General features: G+C 68.9%; 18 protein-coding genes and 1 pseudogene. 9 read left to right on the forward strand and 10 right to left on the reverse strand.

Features of this window, described 5'->3' with window-relative positions:
- Positions 1-47 precede the first annotated feature (47 nt).
- Both ACFZCP_RS20695 and ACFZCP_RS20700 read right to left on the reverse strand, forming a co-directional pair.
- Positions 48-806: a GNAT family N-acetyltransferase gene (locus tag ACFZCP_RS20695; protein WP_391428612.1), complete on the reverse strand. Its 759-nt coding sequence runs from the start codon at positions 804-806 to the stop codon at positions 48-50.
- Between the two features lie 358 nt (positions 807-1164).
- Positions 1165-1716: pseudogene (locus ACFZCP_RS20700) on the reverse strand (hypothetical protein).
- A gap of 119 nt (positions 1717-1835) precedes the next feature.
- On the opposite strand from ACFZCP_RS20700, the gene ACFZCP_RS20705 reads away from it, so the two are divergent.
- Positions 1836-2606, forward strand: a complete 771-nt coding sequence (locus tag ACFZCP_RS20705) for a transposase (protein ID WP_391428615.1) — start codon at positions 1836-1838, stop codon at positions 2604-2606.
- Positions 2607-3000: 394 nt separating this feature from the next.
- Here ACFZCP_RS20705 and ACFZCP_RS20710 read toward each other — a convergent pair whose 3' ends face one another.
- Complete coding sequence (locus ACFZCP_RS20710) at positions 3001-3357, reverse strand: hypothetical protein (RefSeq protein ID WP_391428617.1); 357 nt, start codon at positions 3355-3357, stop codon at positions 3001-3003.
- A gap of 415 nt (positions 3358-3772) precedes the next feature.
- Between ACFZCP_RS20710 and ACFZCP_RS20715 the strand changes: the two genes are divergently transcribed.
- The 3 genes from ACFZCP_RS20715 (at position 3773) to ACFZCP_RS20725 (ending at position 5822) form a co-directional block, all read left to right on the forward strand.
- A complete protein-coding gene (locus tag ACFZCP_RS20715; RefSeq protein WP_391428619.1) occupies positions 3773-4792 on the forward strand; it encodes an ArsR/SmtB family transcription factor in 1020 nt (339 codons plus the stop codon).
- 587 nt (positions 4793-5379) lie between these two features.
- Positions 5380-5508: a hypothetical protein gene (locus ACFZCP_RS20720; RefSeq protein WP_391428622.1), complete on the forward strand. Its 129-nt coding sequence runs from the start codon at positions 5380-5382 to the stop codon at positions 5506-5508.
- Positions 5509-5597: 89 nt separating this feature from the next.
- On the forward strand, positions 5598-5822 hold the full coding sequence (locus ACFZCP_RS20725) for a hypothetical protein (protein WP_391428624.1): 225 nt from the start codon (positions 5598-5600) through the stop codon (positions 5820-5822).
- A gap of 74 nt (positions 5823-5896) precedes the next feature.
- On the opposite strand, the gene ACFZCP_RS20730 is transcribed toward ACFZCP_RS20725, so the two are convergent.
- Positions 5897-6388 (reverse strand): carboxymuconolactone decarboxylase family protein, encoded by a 492-nt coding sequence (locus ACFZCP_RS20730; RefSeq protein ID WP_391428626.1) that lies wholly within the window; start codon positions 6386-6388, stop codon positions 5897-5899.
- Positions 6389-6470: 82 nt separating this feature from the next.
- Here ACFZCP_RS20730 and ACFZCP_RS20735 point away from each other — a divergent pair, with 82 nt between their 5' ends.
- The 3 genes from ACFZCP_RS20735 (at position 6471) to ACFZCP_RS20745 (ending at position 9785) form a co-directional block, all read left to right on the forward strand.
- Positions 6471-7451, forward strand: a complete 981-nt coding sequence (locus tag ACFZCP_RS20735) for a pirin family protein (protein WP_391428628.1) — start codon at positions 6471-6473, stop codon at positions 7449-7451.
- A gap of 197 nt (positions 7452-7648) precedes the next feature.
- Positions 7649-8260, forward strand: a complete 612-nt coding sequence (locus ACFZCP_RS20740) for a hypothetical protein (RefSeq protein ID WP_391428630.1) — start codon at positions 7649-7651, stop codon at positions 8258-8260.
- A gap of 247 nt (positions 8261-8507) precedes the next feature.
- Positions 8508-9785 carry a protein kinase gene (locus ACFZCP_RS20745; RefSeq protein ID WP_391428632.1) on the forward strand — a complete coding sequence of 426 codons (1278 nt, stop codon included), beginning with the start codon at positions 8508-8510 and terminating at the stop codon, positions 9783-9785.
- Positions 9786-9918: 133 nt separating this feature from the next.
- Here the strand turns inward: ACFZCP_RS20745 and ACFZCP_RS20750 are convergent, their stop codons facing one another.
- Both ACFZCP_RS20750 and ACFZCP_RS20755 read right to left on the reverse strand, forming a co-directional pair.
- Positions 9919-11055 (reverse strand): substrate-binding domain-containing protein, encoded by a 1137-nt coding sequence (locus ACFZCP_RS20750; RefSeq protein ID WP_391428634.1) that lies wholly within the window; start codon positions 11053-11055, stop codon positions 9919-9921.
- Between the two features lie 159 nt (positions 11056-11214).
- The gene (locus tag ACFZCP_RS20755; RefSeq protein WP_391428962.1) at positions 11215-12531 is read right to left on the reverse strand and encodes a DUF5933 domain-containing protein; all 1317 of its coding nucleotides are present in this window, start codon (positions 12529-12531) and stop codon (positions 11215-11217) included.
- Between the two features lie 453 nt (positions 12532-12984).
- Between ACFZCP_RS20755 and ACFZCP_RS20760 the strand changes: the two genes are divergently transcribed.
- Positions 12985-13272 carry a hypothetical protein gene (locus tag ACFZCP_RS20760; RefSeq protein ID WP_391428637.1) on the forward strand — a complete coding sequence of 96 codons (288 nt, stop codon included), beginning with the start codon at positions 12985-12987 and terminating at the stop codon, positions 13270-13272.
- A 218-nt stretch (positions 13273-13490) separates the two neighbouring features.
- Positions 13491-13877 carry a DUF6082 family protein gene (locus tag ACFZCP_RS20765; protein ID WP_391428639.1) on the forward strand — a complete coding sequence of 129 codons (387 nt, stop codon included), beginning with the start codon at positions 13491-13493 and terminating at the stop codon, positions 13875-13877.
- Positions 13878-14115: 238 nt separating this feature from the next.
- On the opposite strand, the gene ACFZCP_RS20770 is transcribed toward ACFZCP_RS20765, so the two are convergent.
- The 4 genes from ACFZCP_RS20770 to ACFZCP_RS20785 all read right to left on the reverse strand — a co-directional run bounded on the left by ACFZCP_RS20770 (position 14116) and on the right by ACFZCP_RS20785 (position 17852).
- A complete protein-coding gene (locus ACFZCP_RS20770; RefSeq protein WP_391428641.1) occupies positions 14116-14523 on the reverse strand; it encodes a hypothetical protein in 408 nt (135 codons plus the stop codon).
- A 119-nt stretch (positions 14524-14642) separates the two neighbouring features.
- On the reverse strand, positions 14643-16145 hold the full coding sequence (locus ACFZCP_RS20775; RefSeq protein WP_391428643.1) for a glycosyltransferase family 39 protein: 1503 nt from the start codon (positions 16143-16145) through the stop codon (positions 14643-14645).
- 359 nt (positions 16146-16504) lie between these two features.
- A complete protein-coding gene (locus ACFZCP_RS20780; RefSeq protein WP_391428646.1) occupies positions 16505-17164 on the reverse strand; it encodes a zinc ribbon domain-containing protein in 660 nt (219 codons plus the stop codon).
- 211 nt (positions 17165-17375) lie between these two features.
- Complete coding sequence (locus tag ACFZCP_RS20785; RefSeq protein ID WP_362696410.1) at positions 17376-17852, reverse strand: Rrf2 family transcriptional regulator; 477 nt, start codon at positions 17850-17852, stop codon at positions 17376-17378.
- Positions 17853-17982: the final 130 nt, after the last annotated feature.

Genomic DNA, 17982 nt, shown 5'->3' on the forward strand with positions numbered 1-17982 from the left:
ACCCCCTGCCCGGAGGGGCCGAGCCGCGCTCGGCCCCTCCGGGGGCGTCATCCTTCCAGGGCCAGGTACAGACGGGTTCCCCCGGGCCGGAAGCCGACGCGTTCGTAGACGCGGTGGGAACCCTCGCCCGAGTACTCCAGCCAGACGGACAGCGCCCCGCTTTCGAACGCGGCCTCGGCCAGGGCCGCCGTGACCGCGGCCGCGATGCCCCGGCCGCGGTGGGCGGGCCGGGTGCCCACACCCGCCAGCTCGGCGGTGCCCTCGGCGGGCGCGGAGCAGAGGGCAGCCCCGGCGCAGCCGCCGTCGCCGGCGCGGACGAAGCGTACGGCGCCGCCGCTCTCCTGGGTGCGCCGCAGCCGCGCGGCGCCCTCCGGGGAGGCCGGGAACTCGCCGCCGAACGCCTCGGCCAGAGCGGCGTCGATCGCCACGTAGTCCTCCTCGCCGGCGGGGACCTCCACGCCGATCGCCCCGGCCGGCACCGCCAGGGTGGCGGGGGTGCAGACCAGGTACTCGTGGACGGCCTCGGTGGTGAACCCGGCCCGCAGGAGCGCCGGTTCGACGGCGGGCGCCGCGTTCGGGGCGAACTCCAGGCGGGGCCTGAGGCCGCGTTCGCGGAATGCCTCGATCAGGGCGCTGACGTCCCGGTCGGTCGGCTCGGCGCCGGGGACCGGGGTCGCGTAGTTGACGTACTGGCTGGTCGTCGTGGGATCGAAACCCACGACGAAGCCTCCGACTTCGACCGCCGCGGGACGGCGCAGCAGGTTGGCGACGGCGAAGCTCTGGACATCGGTGTGCACGGTGATCATGACCTCACGGTGAAGGGCAGCCACGAAGGCTGCGGGACCGGCCGAAGCCGGGAACACGGGACATGCGTGGGGCCGCCGTGAGAGATGCGAGGGCACCGGTGGTGTCCGCCGCCGGGGAGGCGGGCGGTGTCGGTGCCGACGGCGGCCGCTGGGGGACGCCGGGATCAAAGGCTTCAGTCCTTCGCCGTGCAGAGGTGGGAAAAGATCAACCGGGCACAACGCTGCCACACCCCGCGACAACGCGGCAAGCGATTTGACCGCGGCGAGCGGCTGGGACCGGCCTGGCCGGGGCCTAAGACTTGTCCCGTAAACGTTCACGGAGCAGGGCGTAGCAGCCGGTTGTCGATCGGCTGCAGAGTCAGTCAAGGCCGGTCGCCCATGCCGTCAGCGCGGCGAAGTCGTCGATGGCAAGGCCGCGTCGTGGGTCGATCCGGTGCAGTAGGGCGGGATCGTCGTGGTGTTCCTCCACCCAGGTACGATCCGCCTCTGTGATCTCGTCGTCGACCCAGGCGAACGCACGGCCCTTCGCCCACGCGACGATCTCAGGCGTCTTCCAGAACACACCGTCCCCGGGCTCGGGCCGCGGCGAAGGCCAGGGAATGAAGGGTAGTTCGGGCAATCCCAGGAGCGGCGCGACGAAGGTGTTGGCTTCTTCCTCCCACGTTTTCGCCCACACCAGGTCGAAGGGGAGCGCGTCCAGCGCCGGGCCGTGATCCGGGTTGAGCCACACCCGCAGCGGCTTCACGGGCTTGTTCGGCAGCCCCCACTCAGTCAGCCGGCGCCGCTTGGCGGCCTCCCACCGAGGGGTCAGCAGGCGGTGCGTCTGATAACCCTAGGGTCGACGGTACGGCTTCGCGGCATACGGGTTCAGCGGTCCGTCCACATCCACCAACAGCACTGGGCGCACCAGCTCATCCCCCTTGGTTCTGCGTGCGTGGCACCGTACCGGCCGGTGACGAGAGCGCCCAACAGAATTCTGGCAAATGATCTCTGTAACTCTGGGCTCGGGGGCAATGGGACGCTCTTGACGTGGCTGGTGTGATCACGGCGTCGCAGCCGTCCTGGATAGGCCCGTTCACGGGGCTGAGCCCGCGCTGCTTCGGCAAGTTCGTGAACGCCCTGCGTCGCGAGGGAGCTGACGTAGTCCGTAGAGGCCGGCCGTGGAGCCTGCCGCTGGAGGACCGCGTCCTGCTGGTAGCGGCGTATTGGAGAACCAACTTGACGCTGCGCCAGCTTGCGGCGTTGTTCGGAATCTCGAAGTCTGCGGCCGACCGCATCATCAACCGTCTCGGTCCGCTGCTCGCGCTGCGGCCACGCCGACGGTTCCGGAAGGGCACCGTGCTCATCGTGGACGGCACCTTGGTGCCCACGCGTGACCACACGGTGGCCGAGCAGTCGAAGAACTATCGGTATTCCACCAACCACCAGGTCGTCATCGACGCTGATACACGGCTGGTCGTCGCCGTGGGCCGGCCTCTACCCGGTAACCGCAACGACTGCAGGGCGTGGGAGTTGTCCGGAGCGCAGGCCGCCGTCGGCAACGCCACGGTGATCGCTGACGGCGGTTACCGTGGCACTGGCCTGGTGATCCCGCACCGTCGCGAGCCTGGCCAGGCCGAACTCCCGGCCTGGAAAGAGGAGCACAACCGCTCACACCGCAAGGTCCGTGCTCGCGTCGAGCACGCCTTCGCCCGCATGAAGAGCTGGAAGATCCTCCGCGACTGCCGCTTGAAGGGAGACGGCGTTCATCACGCCATGCTTGGCATAGCCCACCTGCACAACCTCGCGCTCGCCGGATAGACCGGCCCGAGGCGGCCATGCCCGATGCTGAACGGATCGACTCAGTTGATCATTGCGGGACAGCCTTTAGCACGAAATGAGGTGCGGCCTACGGCCGCGCGACCCTTGGCAGCTCGCTTCGCTCGCGCTGCAGCCGTAGAGCGCACTGAGCGCCGTCGCGCATCGTCCGGCCAGATCGCTGGCAACTGGCTGCGACACCTGGGGGGGGCCGCCTCCACGTCCCTGCGGCTACCGGTCGACGAAGAGGCCACCCCAGCCGGGCGGAGGTGGCCTCTTCGCTTCACCAACTCGGGGGCAACAACCTTCTCCCTGACTGATAGCGGTCGACTCAAACGAAAGGCGCGCACCGGGCAGATAACAGCCCGGCGCGCACAGATTTCGGGCCCTTGCCGGCTCAGTTACCGGTGAAGGTGATCGAGATCAGTGTCGCCCCTCCAGTGTAGGGGCTGCATTTGCCCCGGGGGAAGGAGTACGTGCGGCCCGCCTGGTCCGTCACAAATCCCATGTAATTGCCATGAGAGCACGCATACGTGGAAGTCCTGATGTTCATCCCGCCCACGTAGCCGCTGGCGTAGTTACCGTCCCAGACGTAGCAGTAGTCGCCGCTGGCGGAGTTGACCGTGACGACGTTCGACAGGTTGCACGTGGAGTTCACGACCAGGGCGTTGGCCGGGGTTGCGGCGGCGAGGCCGGTGGCGGCGAGGCCAGCCATGGCCGCGGCGCCGGCCGCGAGTCGGTTCCTGAGCTTCATGAGTTCCCCTTGTGTGCGATCACGGCCAGGCATGGCCGCTCGACTTTCCCCGTTGTTGCCGCTCGGTCCAGCCTTGCGTGAAGCGGCACGATCAGGCTGCCTCGGGTGGCCGTGTGGAGTCTCGTTTCCCGTACAAGTCCGTACAAGTCTCCGAACCTCGGCCTGAACCTAGGTTGGCCGGTCGCAGCCCGGTGGTGTCCGGGCGCGTGGCCAACGCTGGCAGGCGCCCAGGGGCGTCTGGAAGTCTTTACCGCCTGGACTTAATAACGACACTCGCCACCAAACCGGGCAACCGTATGTCATGATCATGGCGTGAGGTCGCTGTTGGGGGGAAGCCGGCGTGAAAACAGCCCTTCCCAGCGCAGCCCGGGACGTGACGGTTGGACACGGCGGTGGTTTGCCGGGGACTGGGGGTGTGGTGCTGCGTCTGCATTTCACGGCTGAGGACCTCGTGAGGGTCCGGGTGTGGGTGTTGGGGCCGTTGGCCGAGACGCAGTGGAGCCTGCGGATCCTGAGACAGCAGACACCCAACGTGTCCCTGTTCGCAGGCTGGCGCACGCGTGTCCTGCGGCAGGCGCCGCCGACCGCCGCCTCACTGGCGGGATTCCTGGCGCCACACAACAGCGGTGCCACCGACCTGTTCACCCTGGCGGGCAGGGTGGACACTCTGGATGCGGGGCTGGAGCAGCTACGGTCTCTCCCCGCCGAACGCCTGCACGCGGAGTTCGCCGCGATCCCGGGCGTCGCCCGGCGGATGCCGCCCTGGCTGAGCCCCGCCGTCACCGGGGACCGCCGCGCCCGAGAGGACTTCCTCGGCGCGCTCCAGCAATGTCACGACGCGTTCATCGGCCCGGTCTGGCCGAGACTACGCCTGCACCTGGAAGCCGAATGCATGGCGAGCGCACGCAAGACCATCGAGGGCGGCGTCGACAAACTGCTCAGCGAGCTGCATCCCCTGCTGGTCTGGAATACCCCAGTGCTGGAACTGCCCGCCTACAAGCCCTGGACCCACCAGACCACCGACATCCACCTGGACGGCCGCGGCCTGATCCTCGCGCCCTCCCTGTTCTGCCCCACTGAACCGCAGATCTTCACACCCACCCAGGACGACGCAGCGCCGATCCTGATGTATCGAGCCAGCCAAGACGCGGCCGCCATCAGCTCGATCCTGGCACCCCCCGACGCAGGCCCATCAGCCGCACTCCCCGCACTGCTGGGGCGAACACGCGCCACCGCCCTCGCGGAACTGGCCGTCACCGCCAACACCACCATGCTCGCCCAACGACTCGGCGTCACAACCGCAGCGGCCAGCCAACACCTCAGCATGCTCCGCAGCGCAGGACTCGTCGCCTCACGCCGCGACGGAAACAAGGTCTGGCACACCCTCACCCCGCTGGGTCTATCCCTCCTCCAAAGACACACTCCAGCGCTTTGACGATGGCGCAGCAGCGTGAACCTCGACGGGCCGGCCTGTGACCTGGACTGCTTGATGGGTCTCGCGGACTCTACTCTCGGCACACGGATACCGATGCCCCAACCAGAGGGCGCCTCGGTCCTCGGGAAGCCGGACGACGGGCCGGCGCCGTCGGAGCTGCCTCACTCCCCTGCCGGCCGATCCCGTCGGAATGTATGCCGCGAACTGCCATGCCCAGTGACGCCGCGGTCCAGCATCATGGCCGTCGAGGATGTACGCCTTGGCGAGGAGATCACTGAAGGCGTCGGTGGCACGAGGGCCCGTCATCCACGAACACGTGCAGCGTCAAGGCCGCCGCTCAACGCTCGCTCGTATCCCAGCGCGAGCTCTCTATCCCGCTGCGAGACGGAGAAAGCACCACGGCCTTTGGCGATCCCACTGCCCCCGAACCTGATCCAGAACGACCCCAGTGATGCCTGGCACGGGAACAGCGTGTTCCAGTGTCCCGAGTCGGGCTGCGATCGTGACCGTCACGAAATTCCGACCAGAGCCAATTTTCAAGGAGCCTCATCACCACTTCGGGCAGCAGGCTGCTGGCACCTCGGCGCATGCCATGCCAACCGTCCCAGGCCGCACCCGGGTGGGGCCTGGCGATCGACCCCGTCGAGCAGTCCGCGCTCACAGACATCCTCGGCGCCTGCCCGAATAGCCCCGTCGAGGTCACCCTCGCGCGCTGAACAAAGGCCTGGCCCGCCGCTACGGGGAAAGCGGCGGGCCGACCGGCTCCCGGTGCCACCACGCACGCAGCGCCGGTGAGGTGCCCGCAATGCTGCGCCAAGGTCACGCCCTCCGGCGGCGCGACGGCCGCCCCGTCCTCACCGGTGATGAAGAGGACTTCTACGAGGCAGGGGATCGGCACAGCGCTGCACAGCCGGGCCCCGAGCGCGACAGTGTCGACATGGGCGAGGACTTTGACTTTGACGATCCGAAAGAGATGCGCCGCCGCCTGCCCCGACTTGCCGCGCTGTACTTGACGCCAGGCACTGCTTAGTTGCTCACCTACCTCCAGGCCACAAAGGGTCCGAGGCCCTCCGCTATCCGCCAAAGATCATTGCGGGACAGCTCTTAGGCGGAGGCCGGCCGTGGGCGGACCGGATGCTTGCTCATGATCGAGACCCGGTTGAAGGCGTTGATGGTGATCGCCACCCAGATCACGGCCGAGACCTGGTCGTCGGTGAGCACCTCGTGGGCGGTGTCGTACGCCGCCTGCTGGGCGCCGGCGTCGGCTGGGTGGGTGGTCGCCTCGGCCAGCGCGAGCGCCGCGCGCTCCTCGGGGGTGAACAGCTCGGTGTCCCGCCAGGCCGCGAGCACGCCGAGTCGCTGCGTCGTCTCGCCCGCGCGCAGCGCGGCCTTCGTGTGGACGTCGAGGCAGAACGCGCAGCCGTTGAGCTGCGAGACGCGCAGGTTGATCAGCTCCACGACCACACGGTCGAAGCCCGCCTCGGCGGCGACCGCATGCACCGCCTCGGACGTGTGGACGAGCGCCTGATAGGCGGCGGGGCTCTGCTTGTCGACGAAGATCCGCCGGACCGCGGACCCGGTCGTGTAGGTGCTCAACCCGAGACTCCTTCGCAGGGGGTTATGATCAGAGATAGTAGTTGAACATAAAACAAATAATGGGACTGAGAGGCGGTTCACAGTGAGCAATGCCGAAACGACGCCCGCGCCGGTGCGCTGCGGCACCCCCGCGGACGGCGGCCGTCCGTCCGCCGTACCGCCTGTCCAGGTCCTGACCGCGCGGGACGTGCCCCTGGGCGGCCCACGGGCCATGACCGTGCGGCGCACGCTACCGCAGCGCGCCCGGACCATGATCGGCGCCTGGTGCTTCGCGGACCACTACGGCCCCGACGACGTCTCGGACACCGGCGGCATGGACGTCGCCCCGCATCCGCACACCGGACTGCAGACGGTGAGCTGGCTGTTCAGCGGGGAGATCGAGCACCGGGACAGCCTGGGCAGCCACGCCCTCGTACGGCCCGGCGAGCTGAACCTCATGACCGGCGGGCACGGCATCGCCCACTCCGAGGTCTCCACCCCCAAGACCACCGTCCTGCACGGCGTCCAGCTGTGGGTGGCGCTTCCCGACGCGCACCGGAACACCGAACGGGACTTCCAGCACCACGTCCCCGAGCGCCTTCGGGTGGACGGCGCCGAACTCAGGGTCTTCCTCGGCGCCCTCGCCGGCGCCGTCTCCCCGGTGCGGACGTTCACGCCCCTGCTCGGCGCCGAGATCCTCCTCCCGCCGCGCTCGGCGCTCACCCTCGCCGTGGACCCCCGCTTCGAGCACGGTCTCCTCGTCGACCGGGGAGACGTCCGCCTCGCCGATGCCCTGCTGCGCCCCGCGGAGTTGGGCTACGCGGCACCCGGCCCCGACACACTCACCCTCACCAACGAGTCCGACGACACCGCCCGCGCGGTCCTGCTCGGCGGGACACCGTTCGAGGAGGAGATCGTCATGTGGTGGAACTTCATCTGCCGGTCGCACGAAGAGGTCGTACAGGCCCGTGAGGAGTGGGCGGCGGGGGACCGGTTCGGTTCGGTGCAGGGGTACGACGGCGACCCACTGCCGGCGCCCGAGCTCCCCAAGGTGCCGCTGAAGCCACGGCGACGAGCCCAGTGACCTGCTGAAAGGCGCTGCTCTCACGGAGCAGGTCGATCGAAGACTGCGCCGGCGGTCATGTACGAGGGTTCCGATCGCCCGGAGTACGGCCATCGCTGCGGCTGCCCGGGTTTGCTGCAAGCGCCCCGGATTCCGGGGTGCGTGGCGGCGGGCTAGAGTCTTCGCCGATCACCTGGATGGACGAGGGGCGGGCGAGCGTGGCGACGACGGATTCCGGCACGGTGAGTGACCTGCCGGCGCCGACCCGGAGCCGCATGGTCATCGGATGGCTCCTGGTCCTGCTGCTGGCCGCCCTGACCACTTCGCTGCTGGGCGCCCTCGACGCCGGCCTGGGCGGGGTCCTCGGAGGCATCGCCCTCGTCCTGAGCTATCACCTGATCGTCCGGCGCCTGATCCTGCGCCGGAACGCGGTGCCCAGGCGGGTCAAGGTCTGCTACACGCTGGCGTCGATCGCGCTCGCCGTGAGCGCCGTCTACGCATCACCCGTCAGACTGGTGGCCTTCGGGAAGGAGGGCGTCGGCTCCATCGCCTACCAGGACCGTCAGAAGGGCAGCCACGGCACGTACGTGCAGTGCTACGTCCAGGACCCCGACGGCAATGTCGATCAACTGCCGTCCGGCGGCGCCTGCCCGCACCCGGACGGAACGCCCGTCACCATGGTCTACACCGACGACGGGATCGGCGGCCCGTTGCTGGGCACCAAGTCCTCCTACACGCATGAGGTCGCCATCTGGGGGGCGGGCGCGCTGACCGGCTGTTCCCTGATGGTCGCCGCCGCCGTCATCACGGGCCGCCGGTTCGCAACCTGAGGGCACGCGACGAGCTGACGCACCAGCTCCGGTCGCCCACGCCGCAGGACTCGGTGTTCCGGTCGTGTTCAGCGCGCGAGCCCGGCTGCTCCTCCGGATCACCACGGAACGGCACCCGCTCTCAGCCCCTGCGTTCCCGCAGCCGGAGGGGACCTGCACCCGGTCAACGCCGTGCCGGCGATCGGGGTTTGCCGGGATCCGGAATCACAGAGATCCCACAAAGTCTGTCCCTACTGTGCGTCGGCGGATGCCGGCAACGAGGGGGAGCACAGTGGATCGCACACGTTGTCCGGGCGGGCGCTACCGTCTGGAACGGATGCTGGGCCAGGGAGGAATGGCCGAGGTATGGCTGGCGTACGACCTGCTGCTGTTTCGCTCGGTCGCAGTGAAGATGCTGCGCCCGGAACTGGCGGCCGACGCCGCACAGTGGGCACGCTTCCGCCGTGAGGCCGTCTCGGCGGCACTGCTCGGCCATCCGTCCATTGTCGCGGTCTACGACGCGGGCGAGGACTTGGCGGATGGGGCACCCGCCCCCTACCTGGTGATGGAGTACGTCGAAGGGGTCACGCTGCTCCAGCTGGTGCGCGAGAAGCGGATCACCGGGCCCGAGCACGCTCTGGAGCTCACCGTCGGTGTTCTGGAGGCGCTCGCGCATGCCCACCACCATGGCATCGTCCACCGGGACATCAAATCGGCGAACGCCATGGTCTCCCACGAGGGCATGGTGAAGGTGATGGACTTCGGCATCGCCCGCTCGACGGATCCGACGGACACGGCCCTCACCCGGACGTCGATGGTTGTGGGCACAGCGGAGTACCTCTCACCGGAGCAGGCGCGAGGCGAGCAGGTGGACCGTCGAACCGACCTGTACTCGACCGGCTGTCTGCTGTACGAACTGCTCACCGGCCTGCCCCCGTTCACCGGCGACACAGCGCTGACCGTGGCCATGAAGCACGTCTCGGAACCGCCCGTACCTCCGTCCGCCCACGTTCCAGGGCTCCCCGGCGCCTACGACACCCTGGTGCTCCGTGCCCTCTCCAAGGATCGCGGGGAGCGGTATCAGACGGCCGAAGAGATGCTCGGCGCCCTCGCGGAGATACGTGCAGCCCGCCGCACGGCAGTCACCCCGCCGTTGCCGGTTCCGCCGGCAACGGTCCAGCAGCCGCGACAACTGCCGCGTCAGGGCTCGCCAAAGACGCGCCCCAAGCGACGACGACGCATCCGCCGGGCCCTCCAGGCAATGGCGGCACTGCTGACAGCCGGCCTGGCCACCTACCTGATCAGCGGGTGGCAGGCTACGGCCCGGCCCTCCGTCTCGGCGCCGTCACTGGTCGGCATGACGATGGCCGAAGCCCGATCGCACGCTCAGGTGGCAGGGGTACGCATTCAGCGCGTGTGGCACCGGACGTGTCCCCAGCCCGCCACGCCCGCAGGCGAGGTGTGCGAACAGACACCGTCACCCGGGGCCCAGGTGTCACGTCACGGCATCGTGCGGGTCACCCTGTCTCTCGGCGCGCGTCAGTAGGGCTCACAGAGCCGGCGCACCGCGTGTCAGGAAGGACGCTGGTTCGTGGCCTGTCGTGCCTGCCGGCAAGGGCCGGAGCCTTGGCTGCCCGAGGGGCGGGGAATGCGCTGGCGCGTACGGCAGAGGACAGGTGCTACTTCAGGCCGACGGCTGCGCAGGCCTCCTCGTACTTCGGGGTGCAGATGTCCTTGACGGAGTAGACGCCGTCCGCGATCACCGTGTCCTTGATGTTGTCCCTCGTGAGAGCAACCACCGGCACGAGCATCGCGGGGATCTTCTTCTCGGTCGGGCTGTCGACCGTGTTCTGCGTCAGCGCGTCGAACTGGATGTCGCGGCCCTGGAGCTTGTACACCGCCATTTCCGCAGCATGGGCGGCCTCGTCCAGGAACGGCTTGTACACGGTCATGTACTGCTGGCCCGAGACGATCCGCTGCACGGCATCCAAGTTCGCGTCCTGCCCGGTCACCGGAGGAATCGCGGTGGCGCCCGCGTCCTTCAGCGCGTCGACGACGGCGCCCGCCATGCCGTCGTTGGCCGAGTAGACGGCGGCGATGTTGTTGAGGCCGACGGCGGCGATCGCCTTCTTCATGTTCGCCTTCGCGACCGCAGGGGACCATTTCTCTGTGTCGTACGCCTTGGCGATCTGGACCTTGTCCCGGAGCTCGCTCAGGGCGCCCTCCTTGAACTTCGCCGTGTTCGGGTCCGCGGGATCGCCGTTCATCATGACGATCTTGTCGGTTGCCGCCTTGCTGCCGAGCGCCTTGACGATGGCGCGGCCCTGGACCTCGCCGACGAGTTCGTTGTCGTGCGAGATGTACGCGTCGATCGGACCCTGCGCGAGCCGGTCGTAGGCGATGACGGGGATGCCGGCGTCCTTCGCCTTCTGGACGTCCGGCGCGATGGCCTTCGCGTCCAGCGCGTCCACCACAATGATGTCGACCTTCTGGTCGACCATCTGCTGGAACTGCCGACTCTGCGTGGCCGGGTTCGCCCCGGCGTTGGCGTAGGCGACCTTGCCCTTGCCGTGCGTGAGGGAGGCGACCTTCTTCTTGATGACGGGGTAGTCGAAATCCTCGAAGCGAGCCGTGTCCTTGTCGGGCAGGAGCAGTCCCACCGTGATGTCGTCGCCCTTCGTGGGGGATGCGGAGCTGTCGTTCCCGCCGAGGCTGTCGACGGCGCCGCACGCGGTGAGCGTGATCGCCGAGGTGGAGGCGGCCAGGGCTATCGCGATACGGGCAACGGGGGTCCTGCCGGCGGTAGAAGCGCTCACATCAAGTGCCTTCCGAGGGGGAGCATCGTGCGCAGTCAATGATGTGTAGGAAGGAAGCGCACAGACACCCCGTACGTCAAGACGTAAGGACAATAAGCCTGTCGAGGGACACCGTTCACAGCGCTCCCCGACGACGCGACCGCGCGGCTGTTCCCCGACTCATGCCGGTTCGGGTTGCGGTTCCGGTTGCCACGCCGGTGCGGCCGTCGGATCCCAGAGTCTGGTGGTCCGTACGTAGCCGTGGATCACTGAGCCCATGGCCAGGATGAGAAGGGGGCCGAACACCCACGGATGCGCGGCCATCTCCATCGGCAGATAGCGATAGGACACCAAGAGCGCAGCGAAGACCGTTGCGCCGTAAACGACCAGTTGGGTTCCTGACCGGTCCCAGCCGCGTTCGAGCGAGCGCACAGCCGTCTCGATCGTGAGCGCGAAGACCACGCCGACCACCAGATCCGTGCCGTAGTGGTAGCCGAAGCCCAGCGTTGCGGCGAGCGTGGCAATCAGCCAGAAAGCGCCCGCGAATCGCAGCGTTCGTGGGCCCTTGCGGGAATGAATGAAGATCGCGGTAGCCCACGCGGTGTGCAGGCTGGGCATGCAGTTGCGGGGGGTGATCCCGTCGTACGGCACCGGGTGCGGGGTGTTGACCGGCGGCGGCGTGTGGGGCCACAGATTGGCCACCGCCCAGTGCACGCCGCCGGTCCCGGAGGCGCCCGGGCCGTAGGCGAAGACGGGTCCGACCACCGGGAAGAGCATGTAGATGCCCGGTCCGATGAGGCCGATCACCAGAAAGGTGCGCATCAGATGATGGCGCGGGAATCGGCGCTCGACCCCCACATTGCGCAGTTGGTACAGCGCTACGACGATCGCGGCCACCGCAAGCTGCGCGTAGACCAGGCCGAGAAGATGGGTGCCGATCGGGCCGGTGGCGTTGAGGGCCCGGCCTGCCAGCCACGACGGATTGCCCAGCGCGTGATCGGCGGTTGCCACGTACTGGTCGAGCACCGCAGGGCGTGTCTTCGACGTGATGAGCAGCCAGGTGTCGCCGATCTTGCGGCCGGTCACCATCAGCAGGCCCAGCCCGACGCCTTTCAGCAGCAGGACGCGTTCTGTGCCGGTGCGGCGCGTGACGGCGATGACCGCGTAACCCAACATCACCCACAACGCGCCGTTACCGAAGGAATGGCCGTCGCTCGTCCTGGCGTCGACCGCCCACCGCACCAGTGCGAGGACGACGTCGATGCCGATCGCGACGCCGGCCGCGACGAACCGTTGCCGCCAGGTGAGCACCACCATCATCAACATCAGACCGGCGTACACCGGTCCTGGTTTGGGGGCGAATATCACCTCTTTCGCCTGACTGGCCATCGGCCCCGGTACGCCGCAGCGACGCGCGACGATTTCCAGCGTGACGAGGAAGCCGAGTGCGGCCACACCCACCGTGGCCCACCACATCGCCCGTGGCTGACGCCACATGGCGATCGTCGTTCTGTCGTTCATTCGCGAAAGCGCCCGCGATGCTTTAGGTATCAACTGTATGGCCGATTTGTCATTTAGTTGACCAGGTCGCTGTTCGTGCTGGCTGGCCTGGTCGTCCAGTGAAGGATGAACGGGTGATCATCGTTAGTTCGAATATGTTATCGGAGTGGTCGAGCGGATTTCGCTGGTCAGGGGTGGCGCGAAGGTCGGCCGATCCGGGTGCGATTGCGCGCACCGCGGAGCCGAGGGCGAGATAGTGGTCTGCAGTGGTCCGCACTTCGCCCGCTACCGGAAGCCAGGGGCGGGGTGCGAGCTCACGGGTCGGGGAGGCGGTGGGGCCGGTGGAGTACACGGCTGGCGGGCACGGGGAATGTGCGGCCCGATGAACCCTCCGCGCGGGGGCGGCGTCTTCCCGCGTGACCGCCCACCACACGCCCAGGAGAACAGACCGTGGCCGACAAGGACGTTGAGCAGATTGACGAGCGGGCTTACGGCCCGGCGCCGTGGTGGGCGGACCTCGGGATGTGGGGGGCTGTCGCACTGATCGTCCTGGGGGGTCTCGCGGTAGCCTGGGTCTTTTTCCGGCTGCCCGGCGCCCCACAGGAACTGGCGTCCGGCTACTACTCGGCCGCCAGGATCATCGCCATCGGTCTGGTGGCTGTGGGATGCACCGTGCTGGGCCGCCGTGGCGCCCGGGCCGCCGCCGTCGAAGGGACGAACGATCGGGAAGACGTCTGACACCACCGGCCGGTGAGCAGGATCGGGCGACGGCAACTTCCTGAATCCCGAAAACCTCCCGTCGCACACTACTGGCCGAACTCACAGAATTCACGGGCAATTCGGAAAAATCGGCACGTACGCGCAACGGGCACCCTGCGGCAGTTGGGCGCCACGGCCGGCGCCGGCGAGGACGAATTCTCAGCCGTGGGGTTGGAACGGCACCGGCGCAGTGAGGCGTGGGTTGCCTGACACACGGCTCCCGGATTTTCCGCACTCATGTCGATCCCCACGCGCAGAAGCGGCGTGTCTATGCCGACCTCATGATGAACTACGCATGGATGGGCTTCGTGATCGGGACCATTCGCCAGAGTCTGCTGCGGGACATGCTCGCCGGGACGTTCACCGGAGAGGCCGGGCGGCACTACTGGAGCAGGGCTCACGCCTCCTGGATCGCCAGCTCGTCCGGCAGCCGTGTCGGTCGTCGCTTCCTGGCCATTGTGGGCGAGGAGCACGCTCGCGCGGTCGCTTCCGGACCACGACCTCCTCACCCATTGCCTCCCCTCCGCCCGCCGTGCCCGTTGCGGGGGCGTCGCCCGCGTTGCGGACATCGGTCGGTGCCCTGATCGGGCTGGGTGCCGGACTGGCGCTCGGATCCTGCTGCGCAGCGGACGCCAGGGGTTGTCGGCCTCGGGCGGGATGATCACGGTGCGGCCGGTGTGAGGCCCGTTGCACGGCGCTCATCTGCGGCCTGCGCAGATCCCGCTACCGAGGCCTTGGGCGACAGTTCACGGGGGTGCTGCGATCAACCTGGTCCGTCGCAACGCTGACTTCACTCAAACGCCCGGTGCCCGCGCCCGCGTTTCACACTTCGCGGCGCTTCTGCGGATCGGGGCGTGAGGAAATCACCTGCCGAGCGGCGTGCCGACCGACGGGAATCGGCTGTCCGACCTCGGATGGCCAACTGGGCCTGACAAGCGCAGCGAAGCCAGTGAAGGCCTCCCGCAAGTAGCGCGGATCGGACGGCTTCAGCCGGACCTGTTGACGGCTGTCCGCCCACCAGATCTCAAAATCCGTGACGGTGCCTTCGGCGGGCCAGCGCTCTGCCTGCTCCGGCAACAGCAGGACGTCGACGAAGCCCCCCACATCCAGACCGATGTCGACGAAGGTCCCGATCGCCCCAGGATCGGGCACCCTCACGACAGTGCCCTGGAAGACCTGCCCGACACGCAGATTTCCTCGAATCCGCTCCCACTCCGCATCCGTAACCACAGGGCGCATCCTCGCAGCTCCGCCGCACTGAATCAGACCGATCTCGCGGTGAGCGGGCTCGACACGAAATCTCGCCGTAGGAGTGCAGAGCCACGTACGGGTGGGCGGGCAGCGGAGGTTCAGTATCGGCGCAGCAGCGGCCAGAGAACGGGCCAAGGCCGGTCCGGCCCCGCGCAGAGCACCACGGCCGCGTGCTGCTCCTGGTTCGCGGTGCCCTGCCCGTTGTCGACGCGTGCCACCGGATGGCAGGCGGTGAAGTGCTGCTCCAACTCGGGATAGCCCGCCGGATGGACGAGCAGCACCGGACCGGTGGCGGTGGCCGACGGCGGGCCCCAGGCGTGCAGGCCCATGTGGCCCGAGTACGGTGCGGGCAGGCCGAGGGCGGGCCCGTACCGTGCGACGGCCCCGGCCTCGCCGTAGTTCGCGGTGAGCAACACGGCGGTGGCGCGCTGGTCGGCGGGGATCGTCTCCCAGCCCGTGGCGGTGGCGCGTGCGAGCTGTGGCCAGCCGACCTCCTCGCCCAGGTCGGGGTCGACGGCCATCGGCACGGTCAGGGCCGAGGCGGGCAGCACCGGCAGGGCGGCCAGAGCGCCGGTGAGCAGGGCCGCGAGCAGTCCGCCTGCCAGCTTGGCGCGGTGCTCTCGGAACCAGTGCGCGTAGGGCTCGCAGCCGGCGGCACTGATCGCGTACAGCAGCGGAATCGGGTAGTACCCCTTGCCGCCGCCGGCCAGCACCAGCAGGCACAGCACCACCCAGGCCACCGTGACCGGTCGGGCCCAGCGGAGCTCCGGACGGCGCACCAGCCGGCTCAGCCCGGTCAGCCACAGGGGCGCCAGCACCGGGGAGAACAGGAGCAGTTGCGTCGGCAGGGCGAGCAGGCGCCCGCCGATCCCGACCTCGGCGCTGATTCCGTGAGCTACCGTCAGCTCGGGCCAACCGCGTACGGCCTGCCACCACAGGGTCGGGACCGCGAAGGGCAGCGACGCGAGGACGGCGGTCAGCGGGCCCAGCAGTGCGCGTGGACGCGGCAGGAAGAAGCCGCGCGGTCCGGCCGTCAGCGCGCCCAGCGCCAGGGCCGGCAACAGTCCCAGCACCAGCAGCTTGTTCAACAGCGCGATCCCGACCAGCGCTCCCAGCGCAGGCCACCAGCGGAATGCGCCCGTGCGCATCAGTCGGAGCGCCACGAGAATGATCGCCACCCAGACCATCAGGTCGAAGGTCGCGGTGGAGAGCAGATGGCCGATTCCGAGCGTATAGCCCGCGCAGGCCGCGGCTCCTGCCGCGAACACCTGCCCGCCGCGTCCGGCGCCCAGCTCTCGGGCGATCAGTGCGGTGAGCGTGATCGTGACCGCGGTGAGCAGCGCGGGCAGGATTCGCACGCCGGTCGGGGTGGGGCCGAACAGTTCCGCGCCGAGCCTGGCCAGCAGCGGGGTGAGTGGTGGTTGGTCCGGGTAGCCCCAGGCGGGGTGCTGGCCGGCGAGCAGGAAGTACAGCTCGTCGCGGTGGAAGCCGTAGCGGCCGGACAGTGCGATCAGCAGCGTCGTGGCCGCAGCCGCGATCCCCCCGACCGGCCCGGCGGCGAACGGCCGAAGGCACGGCTGCGCATCCCCCCGAGTGTGCATGTCGGCATTCTGACAGTCCGGACGGGGCCGGAGAAGATCCCGGAAGACGAGGGTCGCTCTGTGCCGGTGAGCCTTGGGTTCCTGCGGACGTCTCGGTGTGTTGGCCTGCACCTACCTCTCCCGCCGCCGAGCGGCTCGGACTGTCGGTCCGTCGCCGAGGCGCCCGAACTGCCGTCCGCGCAACGCAAGCAGGGCACCGGCATGAGCCCGGCCCTGGTGATCGGCAGCGTCTGGCCCAGCGGCACCTGCTTCTCGGGCGGTGCCTCCTCGCGCGCGCCCGCCGACACCAGGGCACCCGGTCTCCAGCGCCCGCGCGAAGGCCGCCGACCGGGCCAGGACCGGCACCAGGGCCGACTGCGCTACCGCCGTGTCCCGCACCCCGGGCAGAAAGCCGCACCGTCGGGCAGGACCGCGGAGCAGGAGGCACACTGCGTGGATTGGGCCAGGTGATAACCGCAGCCGGAGCAGTAGGCGGCTCCGTGGGTCTCGGTACGGCACTGGGGGCAGACCAGCTGCCGGGGCCTGGTGGGGTCGTAGCTTTGCCCGGCCTGCTGTCCCGCCGCGTACGACCGCTGTGCCGCCATGTCGTTCAGGCCGCGCTGCTGGGCTGCCACGGCCTCGGCTGCGGTGTCGGGGGCGCAGTGCAGGCACAGGCCCTGTGCTGCGTTCCAGCAGCGGCCGCAGACGTAGTCGGTGCAGCGTGCACAGCGGTTGAAGTGTCCTTGCGCATTGCTGATCGCTCGCTCGAAGGCGTGGTCGCGGGCTTGCCCCCAGCCGGCTCCCGCCAGCCCGTCGGCCGCGGACGTGACCCCTCGGCCCGTATTGCCCATCAGGTTCCAGGCCAGGTCCGTGCCTTTCCTCAGCCAGCTGGCGGCCCGCTCACCGGCGTACGCCTCGAACGGAGAACGCCAGGTGTCATGGCAGCGCGAGCATGAGAACTCGAACTGGAAACCGGCCCCTGTGCCACTGCGCTCGCACAAGTCACGGTAGTTGTTGCTGAAGTAGATCTCGCCGCTCACGTGGTCCCCCCACAGTTCAGGCCGTCGGCACACTGCCCTACGACGCCGGCGGAAGGCTACTGGTTCTGGCCATCGCCAAGGCAATGGGCCCCTGAGACAGTCCGGCACACGGCCACCGCGACCGCGGATGCTCGCCGTCCTTGACGGACGACCCCGTCCGACCGGCCCACGAATGACGAACCGTGGTAGCCCTTGGGCGGGTTCAGCGCCGTTACGTTTCGGGTGCGCTCAGCCAGGTGCCGATGCCGGCCAGGGCGCCGCCCCCGGAGTCGGATTCGACGTCGTCGGCCAGGTCGGCGATGGTGACGGACCGCAGGACGTTGCGACGCGCCGACTCGGCGGCGGCCATCGCGCGGGCGATGGCGCAGGGCGCAGTGCAGGACTCGGGCGGGCTGGCCATGGGGCCGCGCCGGCGAATCTCCGTGCATACGAAGGCCGGGTCGGGCCCGTCGATTGCTTCGACGACATCGAGGACCGTGATCGATGCCGGCGCTCGGGTCAGGACGTAGCCGCCCGACTTCCCCTGAACCGACCGCACCAGCCCGGCGCGGGAGAGGGCCTGGAGCTGCTTGGCGAGATAAGTCGGCGAGACGTCGTGCAGTTGCGCCAGCCGCGCGGCCGGCACCGGTGCCTCCACCGAGGTCAGCACGACACAGCAGTGCAAGGCCCACTCGACCCCACCGGACATCTTCACGCCCTCACTTTACCCGGGCTCCCGTTGACTCGGACACTCGATGTCCGGGTAATATCTCGGATAGAAAGTGTCCGAGTATCCGTCGCGGTGCGGCTCTGAGGTGTGACTTCGGTCACATGCGGTA

It is taken from the genome of Streptomyces sp. NPDC007971 (assembly GCF_042958635.1).
Lineage (GTDB): Bacteria > Actinomycetota > Actinomycetes > Streptomycetales > Streptomycetaceae > Streptomyces.

What these genes read in the sequence shown, in the direction of transcription:
- ACFZCP_RS20785 (WP_362696410.1), bottom strand. Translation starts at nt 17,852, where the DNA reads ATGTCCGGTGGGGTCGAGTGGGCCTTGCACTGCTGTGTCGTGCTGACC.
- ACFZCP_RS20720 (WP_391428622.1), top strand. Translation starts at nt 5,380, where the DNA reads ATGCCATGCCAACCGTCCCAGGCCGCACCCGGGTGGGGCCTGGCGATC.
- ACFZCP_RS20775 (WP_391428643.1), bottom strand. Translation starts at nt 16,145, where the DNA reads ATGCACACTCGGGGGGATGCGCAGCCGTGCCTTCGGCCGTTCGCCGCC.
- ACFZCP_RS20695 (WP_391428612.1), bottom strand. Translation starts at nt 806, where the DNA reads ATGATCACCGTGCACACCGATGTCCAGAGCTTCGCCGTCGCCAACCTG.
- ACFZCP_RS20745 (WP_391428632.1), top strand. Translation starts at nt 8,508, where the DNA reads ATGCCGGCAACGAGGGGGAGCACAGTGGATCGCACACGTTGTCCGGGC.
- ACFZCP_RS20725 (WP_391428624.1), top strand. Translation starts at nt 5,598, where the DNA reads ATGCTGCGCCAAGGTCACGCCCTCCGGCGGCGCGACGGCCGCCCCGTC.
- ACFZCP_RS20710 (WP_391428617.1), bottom strand. Translation starts at nt 3,357, where the DNA reads ATGAAGCTCAGGAACCGACTCGCGGCCGGCGCCGCGGCCATGGCTGGC.
- ACFZCP_RS20755 (WP_391428962.1), bottom strand. Translation starts at nt 12,531, where the DNA reads ATGTGGCGTCAGCCACGGGCGATGTGGTGGGCCACGGTGGGTGTGGCC.